The sequence below is a fragment of the Streptomyces palmae genome (assembly GCF_004684805.1).
GTDB lineage: Bacteria > Actinomycetota > Actinomycetes > Streptomycetales > Streptomycetaceae > Streptomyces > Streptomyces palmae.
The window spans coordinates 1-5,452 of sequence record NZ_SRID01000433.1; the positions used below are offsets into that span (position 1 = coordinate 1).

The 5,452-nt window shown below is 74.7% G+C and carries 1 protein-coding gene; it reads right to left on the reverse strand.

All coding sequences use genetic code 11. From position 1 onward, the window contains the following. Positions 1 to 5,432 (reverse strand): SDR family NAD(P)-dependent oxidoreductase (locus tag E4099_RS34615; RefSeq protein WP_167828509.1); only part of this gene is annotated, 5,432 nt, incomplete at its 3' end. Positions 5,433 to 5,452: the final 20 nt, after the last annotated feature.

The window sequence follows — 5,452 nt, forward strand, 5'->3', positions numbered from 1 at the left end:
GCCGCCAACTCCCCCACATCCCGACCCCACACCACCGCACGGTGCTCCAACACCGCACGCCCCGAAGCCAACGACCACCCCACATCCCGCGCGGACACGCCCTCACGGTCCAACGCCCACGCACCCAACCGCGCCGCCTGCCCCCGCAATCCCTCCACCGAACGACCCGACACCACCCACGGCACCAACCCACCCACACCCGAGGCAGCCACCTCGTCGCGGGAGGGCGGTTCCTCCGTCTCGGGAGGTTCCTCCAGGATGATGTGCGCGTTGGTGCCGCTGACGCCGAAGGACGAGACGCCGGCGCGCCGGGGGCGGTCCGACCGCGTGGTCCACGGGACTTCCTGCCGCAGCAGTTCGACCCGCCCAACGCTCCAGTCCACATGCGGCGAAGGCTCGTCCACGTGCAGGGTGCGTGGCAGCACCTGGTGCCGCATCGCCATCACCATCTTGATCACACCGGCCACTCCGGCGGCGGCCTGGGTGTGCCCGATGTTGGACTTCACCGACCCCAGCCACAGCGGCTCAGTGTCATCCCCGCGCCCCTGCCCGTAGGTGGCCAGCAGCGCCTGGGCCTCGATCGGATCACCCAGGGTCGTCCCGGTGCCGTGCGCCTCCACCGCGTCCACCTCGGACGGCGACAACCTCGCCTGCTCCAGGGCGGCGCGAATGACCCGCTGCTGCGAGGGCCCGTTGGGGGCGGTCAGCCCGTTGCTGGCGCCGTCCTGGTTGACCGCGCTGCCGCGCACCACCGCCAGCACCGGATGGCCGTTGCGCCGGGCGTCGGACAGCCGCTCCACCAGCAGCAGGCCGACGCCCTCGCCCCAGCCCGTACCGTCGGCCGCCGCCGCGAAGGGCTTGCAGCGGCCGTCGGGGGCCAGGCCGCGCTGGCGGGAGAACTCGATGAAGGCCTGCGGCGAGGCGAGTACCGCCACCCCGCCGGCGAGCGCGAGATCGCATTCGCCTGCCCGCAGCGCGTTGGCGGCGAGGTGGAGGGCGACCAGGGAGGAGGAGCAGGCCGTGTCCACGGTGACCGCCGGGCCCTCCAGACCCAGGACGTAGGAGACACGCCCGGAGATGACGCTGGTGGCGCTGCCGGTCAGGAGGTAGCCCTCCTGACCCTCGGGGATGGATTGGGAGGTGGTGCGGTAGTCCTGGGCCATGGCTCCGACGAAGATGCCGGTCCGGCTGCCGCGCAGCGAGGTGGGGGCGATCCCGGCGCGTTCGATGGCCTCCCAGGAGGTCTCCAGCAGCAGCCGCTGCTGGGGGTCCATGGCCAGGGCCTCACGCGGCGAGATGCCGAAGAACTCGGCGTCGAAGTGGATGGCGTCGCGGACGAAGCCGCCCTCCCGCACATAGGAGGTGCCGGGGTGGTCGGGGTCCGGGTCGTAGAGGGTGTCGATGGCCCAGCCGCGGTCCTGCGGGAAGGGGCTGATGGCGTCGGTGCCCTCGGTGAGCATGCGCCACAGGTCGTCCTGGGACGCCACGTCCCCGGGGTAGCGGCAGCTCATGCTGACGATCACGATGGGGTCCTCGCCGGCGGCCGGTGCGGTCCGTCGCCGGTCCGGCAGGGCCGGTTCGGGGGCGGGGGTGGCGACGAGTTCGCCCCTGAGGTGGTCGGCGAGTGCCTGGGGGGTCGGGTAGTCGAAGACCAAAGTGGCGGGGAGCCGGAGTCCGGTGGCCTGGTTCATCCGGTTGCGGAGCTCCACTGAGGTCAGGGAGTCGAAGCCGAGGGCCTTGAACGGGCGCTGCGGGCCGATGGCCTCCGGGGTGGGGTGTCCGAGGACGGCCGCGGTCTCCTTGCGTACCAGGGCCAGCAGGGTCTGGCGCCGTTCGGCTTCGGGCAGCCGGGCCAGGCGCTGCGTCAGGGTGGTGGTGTCGCCGGCGGCGTCCGCCGCGACCCGCCGGGACCGGGCGTGCACCAGGTCGCGCAGGAGTGGCGGCAGCGGTTGGCGGTCGCGCAGCGCGGTGAGGTCGAGGCGGGCCGGGACCGCGGTGGCGCGGTTGAGGGCCCGTGCGGTGTCGAACAAGGAGAGTGCCCGCTCGCTGGGCAGCGCCGAGACGCCGGACCTCGTCATCCGGCCCAGTTCGCTCCGGCCCAGGTGTCCGGTCATTCCGCTGGCCTGTTCCCACAGGCCCCAGGCGAGGGAGGTCGCGGCCAGGCCGCGGGCGCGCCGGTGGTGGGCGAGGGCGTCCAGGAAGGCGTTGGCGGCGGCGTAGTTGGCCTGTCCGGCGCCGCCGAAGGTGCCGGCCATGGAGGAGAACAGCACGAACTCGTCGAGGTCCTGGTGCCGGGTCAGTTCGTGGAGGTTCCAGGCGGCGTCCACCTTGGGGCGCATCACCCGGTCGAGCTGCTCGGGGGTGAGGGCCTGAAGCGCTGCGTCGTCGATGGCTCCGGCCGCGTGCACGACCGCGGTGAGGGGGTGCTGCGGCGGTACGGTGCCGAGCAGTTCGGCCAGTGCCCGCCGGTCGGCGGCGTCGCAGGCCGCGATGGTGACCTCGGCGCCCAACCGGGTCAGCTCCGTCTCCAGTTCCGCGGCGCCGTCCGCGGCGGGGCCGCGGCGGCTGGTGAGCAGCAGCCGGCGTACGCCGTGGCGGGTGACCAGGTGCCGGGCGAGGAGGCCGCCGAGGGTACCGGTGCCACCGGTGATCAGCACGGTGCCCTCGGTGCGAGTGCCGGCGTCCGGACCGGCCTCGGGCAGGGGCCCGGTGCCTGCCGGGGTTCCCGTGCCGGTCGAGGTGCCGGCCTCGGGCAGGCTTCCGGTGCCTGCCGGGGTGCCGATCTCGGCCAGGGTCTCGGAGCCGGCCGCGATGTCGGTCCAGAGCGGGGTGCCGACCCCGGCCAAGGTCCCGGCCCCGGCCGGGATATGTGCCCCCCGCAGGGTGCCGGTACCGGGTGCGGGCGGCAGGGTGAGCACGATCTTGCCGGTGTGGCGGGCCTGGCTGAGGTGGCGGAAGGCGTCCACCGCGTTGCGGATGTCCCAGGTGGTGACGGGCAGCGGCTGGAGCACTCCGGCCTCGAAGAGGGGGTGGAGTTCGGCGAGCATCTCCTGGATGCGGTCGGCTCCCGCGTCCATCAGGTCGTACGCCTGGTAGTCGATGCCGGGGTGGGCGGCGGCGACCTCCTCGGGGTCCCTGATGTCGGTCTTGCCCATCTCCAGGAAGCGGCCCGTGCCGGGGGTGGTCAGCCGGAGAGAGGCGTCCACGTAGGCGTGGGCGAGGGAGTTGAGGACGACGTCGATGCCGCGTCCGCCGGTGGCGGTGCGGAAGCGCTCCTCGAAGTCGAGGTCGCGGGAGGAGGCGATATGGGTGCCGTCCAGTCCCTGGGCGCGCAGGGTCGGCCACTTGGCGGGGCTGGCGGTGCCGTACACCTCCACGCCCCAGTGCTTGGCCAGCTGTACGGCGGCCATGCCCACGCCTCCGGTGGCGGCGTGCACCAGCAGGGTCTCGCCGGCGCTCAGCCCGGCCAGGTCGGCCAGTCCGTAGTAGGCGGTGACGAAGACCACCGGCACCGAGGCGGCCTGGGCGTACGACCAGCCGGTGGGAATGGGGGACAGCAGCCGGTGGTCGGCGATGGTGATGGGCCCGGTGCCGCCGGAGAACAGGCCCATGACGCGGTCTCCGGGGGCGAGTCCGGTGACTCCGGGCCCGGTCTCCAGGACGATGCCGGCGCCCTCGCCGCCGGGCGGACGGGTGTCGGCGACCATGCCGAGGGCGACCACGACGTCCCGGAAGTTGAGTCCGGCGGCGCGGACCGCGACACGTACCTGTCCGGGGGCCAGGGGTTCTTCTGCCAGCTCCGGGTGGGGGACGAAGGCCAGGTCGTCCAGGGTGCCGGCAGTGAGCAGGTCCAGGCGCCAGGCCGAGGCCCCCTGCGGGGGCGTCATCCGCTCCTCCCGGCGTGCCCGGTTCAGCCGGGGTACGGAGAGTGTCCCGGCGCGGATCGCGAGCTGCGGCTCGCCGGTGGCCAGCGCCGAGGGCAGCGCCTGTGCGGAGGCGGGGTGGCCGTCGAGGTCGACGAGGACGAACCGGTCGGGGTTCTCGGTCTGGGCGGAGCGGATCAGGCCCCATACCGGGGCGGCGGCCAGGTCGTGGACGTCCTCGCCATGGTGGCCGGGGACGGCGCCGCGGGTGACTACCACCAGCGGGGTGCGGGCGAAGCGGCTGTCGGCCAGCCAGTCCCGAACCAGGGCGAGCAGCCGGTGCGCGGTCTCCCGGGCGACGGCGGCGGGGTTGGCCGGGTCAGCGTCCGGGTGCCCGGCGCAGCTGATGGCGACCGCGTCCGGGGCCGGTTCCGCGGTGCCCAGCGCGGACAGGTCGGGGTACCGGTCGGCGGTGGCGCCGGCCGCCCGCAGCCCGTGGGCGAACTCCGCCGCGCCCTCGCCGACCAGGGCCCACCGGGTGTGCGGCACGGTGCCGCTCGGCGTGGGCAGGGGGCTCCAGTCGAGCTGGTAGAGGTCGTCGGTGGGGGTGTGGCGGGCGGCGGAGAGCTGTTCCGGGGAGATGGGCCGTACCGTCAGGGCGGCCACGGTGGCGACCGGGGCGCCGGTCGGGTCGGCCAGGTCCAGGGTGAGGCTGTCCGGGCCGGCCGGTGCGATGCGGACCCGCAGGCGGCGGGCGCCGACGGCGTGCAGGCGCACCCCCGACCAGGCGAAGGGCAGGCCGACTCCGGTGCCGCCCCGGTCGGGCTCGGCCGGGTCGGTGCCGGTCAGCGCGGTGGGGTGCAGGGCGGCGTCCAGCAGCGCGGGGTGGAGGGTGAACCCGTCGGCGCCGCGGTCCTCGCCGGGCAGGGCGATCTCGGCCAGCAGGGTGTCGCCGAGTCGCCAGGCGGCCTGGACGCCGCGGAAGAGCGGGCCGTAGTGGTAGCCGTGGTCGGCGAGCCGTTCGTACAGGCCGTCGGTGTTCACCGGCACGGCGTCCGCCGGCGGCCACGGCGTGCCGGGGTGTGCGGTCGGCTCCGGGTGGGCCGGGGCGGCGGCGAGGGTGCCGGTGGCGTGGCGTGTCCAGGGGTGGTCCGGCGCGGTGCCCTGGTCGGGCCGGGAGTGGATGGCCAGCCGGCGGCGGCCGGTGTCGTCCGGGCCGTCGAGGGCGAGTTGGAGTTGGACCGCGCCCTGCTCCGGCAGGTGCAGCGGAGCCTCCAGAGTCAGCTCCTCGACCAGGTCGCAGCCGGCTGACTCGCCTGCCTGGAGGGCGAGTTCCACGAATGCGGTGCCGGGCAGCAGTACGGTGCCCAGCACCGCGTGGTCGGCCAGCCAGGGGTGGGTGCGCAGCGAGATCCGCCCGGTGAACAGGTGCCGGTCGCCTTCGGCCAGGGTGACGGCGGCACCGAGCAGCGGGTGGCCGGCGGGGCGCAGGCCGAGCCCGTCGGGGTCGGCGGCTCCGGGTGAGGGGTCCAGCCAGTACCGGGTGCGTTGGAAGGGGTAGGTGGGCAAGGCGACGCGGTGTGGGTGGT